Source organism: Haloferax sp. s1, assembly GCF_058382125.1.
Window position 1 is genome coordinate 1 of the sequence record NZ_JBZRPK010000249.1, and the last position, 2,382, is coordinate 2,382.

Below are 2,382 nucleotides of genomic sequence, written 5' to 3' on the forward strand. Positions count from 1 at the left end.
GTTCCTGTACACTCCAGCTGGCTCACGACCTCGGTCTTGAACGTCATGTACTCCGCTAGTGCGACCTCCTCGTCGTCGGTATAATCGAGCAGGAGGGCGAGTGCGAGTTGGGCCGGCCCGCTCCCACCGTATCCCCACTCAAAACCTGAGGGACTGTGGTTCGCCAGCTCGAGACTCCGCTCTGGCGTGAGCTGTTCTTGGTCCGATTGGTTCTCGACGATGGCGCGGCCTCGACGACGGTAACCAACGTAGATGACGTCGGAATCATCCGAGGCCCGTGACTGTACGTGCGAGCGTGGGTCGCTGATTCCACTCATAGGTCGGTTTGCGAGAGGCTCGTTCGATCACCCCCGCACCCCCCCTCGGGGGTTCAAAAACAGGACGCGGCTGCGTTCGGCAATATATTTGACAGTTGCAACGTACTGTCCAGGTATATCGGGATGGCTGTACTGGACAATCTCTCAGGGTTCGAGTTTGAGGACGTGATAGAGGACGTCTTTCGAAATCTCGGCTACGAGAACGTCCGTCAGGCCGAGCGAACCGCCGACGAGGGTCGCGACGTCATCATGGAGGAGGTCGTCGACGGGGAGCGACGCGCGATTATCGTCGAGTGCAAGCACACGGACACGGTCGGGCGGCCGGTCGTTCAGAAATTGCATTCGGCCATCGCCACCTTCGACTTCGACGGCCCGAAACGCGGGATGGTCGTCACCACTGGGCGATTCACGAACCCGGCGGAGGAGTACGCTGAGCGACTCCAGCGGAACGACGATCCCTATCCAATTGAACTGCTGGACGGCAAGGACCTTCGTGAGATCGCCGACGAGATCGGTCTGGACCTCTACAACGGCCGCATCGAGATTCTCTGTAACGAGACACTCCGGCCTTACGACCCGGCAGCGGACGTCGATGCGCCCGTCCAGGAAGCGTTCCGCGACATCGAGAACATCGAGGCCGCCGACCTCCCGACACCGCATTTGGCGGTGGCGTTCCGCCCGGTGGTCGCGGTCACCGCGGACACGAACGCCGTCTTCGAGACGTCGGTGGGCGTCATTCACCGGATCAACGACCGGACGCGATTCGTCGTCCACGCCGAGCGCGGGCATCCCGAGGCGGCCGCCGCCGAGGTCGCGACGCTGGTCACCGAGAACCTCCACGCGACGGTCGACCTCGACACCGAACAGTTCGCGGAGGTGTTCGACGAGGTCGACGAGCGCCGGTACGGCCAGACCCAAACGGAGTACAAGGAGTGGGCCGTCGAGCGGCTCCAGGACTACCACACGACGACGGTGACCTACACCGGCGACAACAACGTCACCTACAACAAAACGTGTGAGCCGAACCGCTCGGATATCTCGGTCCAGTCGATCGAACCGGTGTACCTTCCCGAGGTTCGGCACACCACCGACATCCAGGAGTACACCTACCCCTACGAATACTACGCAGCGGGCCCGTCCAGAGTGACCGCCGAGGACGGGATTCATCGGTGCGTCCATTGCGAGACCAGCGGCGTCGACGAGACGTACACCTACTGTCCGAACTGCGGGGCGATCGCCTGCACCAGCCACAGCAAAACGGAGCGGCTGGAGGGCGAGCCTGTCTGCACGGGCTGTGCGGTGACGGAACGGTTCGCGCTGAAGACGAAGTACTTCTACCACGAGGACAACCTCGAGGCGTTCCGCGAGGAGTACGCCGACATGCCGCTCCACGAGAAAGCGATGGAGAACAAGTTACTCGCCGGGGGGAGCGTGGTCGCGACGCTGCTGCTCGTCGTCGGTCTGCTCCTCATCGGCGGCATCATTTAGACCGGTCGCGTTCTCACGCCGGTTCAGCAACTAGCTCTTCGAGCGCGTACTCCAGCGGGCCGTGGAACTGCCAGCTGGCCCGCTCGAAAGCCTCGTCGGTCGGACCGTCCCAGCGGGGGAACGCGGAGTGACCGCTCACCTTGACGGTCCACTCGACTGGCTTCTCGAACGGGTTCCGCGTCGGGTGTTCGACGACGTAGAGGTACACCTCGTCGCCGTGGATGCCGTCGGCCGGATTCTCGACGCCGTGACCCAGCAGGAACAGCGGCTGGTCCAGATGCTCCATATTGTCTGGCTCGAGAAGATCCGCTGGCTGCGCTGCGTCGATCGTTCGGTCTGGATCACCATCCAGATACAGGTCGATCGTCGAGAGCTTGTCGAGGAACACGAACGTCGCTGCCGTGTACCCGGGTCCACGCTCGGCGCGGGCGCATCGAGGAGGTTTTTCAGCTGTGCGAGATCGCGAAGCACGCTCTCCGGGTAGCCGTCCGAATGGCGGTACACCTGCGCCACTCGGTCGGTGTCGCCATCTGTCTCACCGGTCTGTTCGACTCGTTGGACGAATCGGAGTTAGCTC

2 protein-coding genes and 1 pseudogene are annotated in these 2,382 nt (G+C 62.8%); 1 reads left to right on the forward strand and 2 read right to left on the reverse strand.

Going from position 1 to position 2,382, the window contains the following annotated elements; genetic code table 11:
- Positions 1-317 (reverse strand): DUF6166 domain-containing protein (locus tag QT222_RS02295; protein WP_491476174.1); only part of this gene is annotated, 317 nt, incomplete at its 3' end.
- Positions 318-440: 123 nt separating this feature from the next.
- On the opposite strand from QT222_RS02295, the gene QT222_RS02300 reads away from it, so the two are divergent.
- Positions 441-1,805: a restriction endonuclease gene (locus QT222_RS02300; RefSeq protein ID WP_491476175.1), complete on the forward strand. Its 1,365-nt coding sequence runs from the start codon at positions 441-443 to the stop codon at positions 1,803-1,805.
- Positions 1,806-1,818: 13 nt separating this feature from the next.
- On the opposite strand, the pseudogene QT222_RS02305 reads toward QT222_RS02300, so the two are convergent.
- A pseudogene (locus QT222_RS02305) lies at positions 1,819-2,318 on the reverse strand (hypothetical protein).
- Positions 2,319-2,382: the final 64 nt, after the last annotated feature.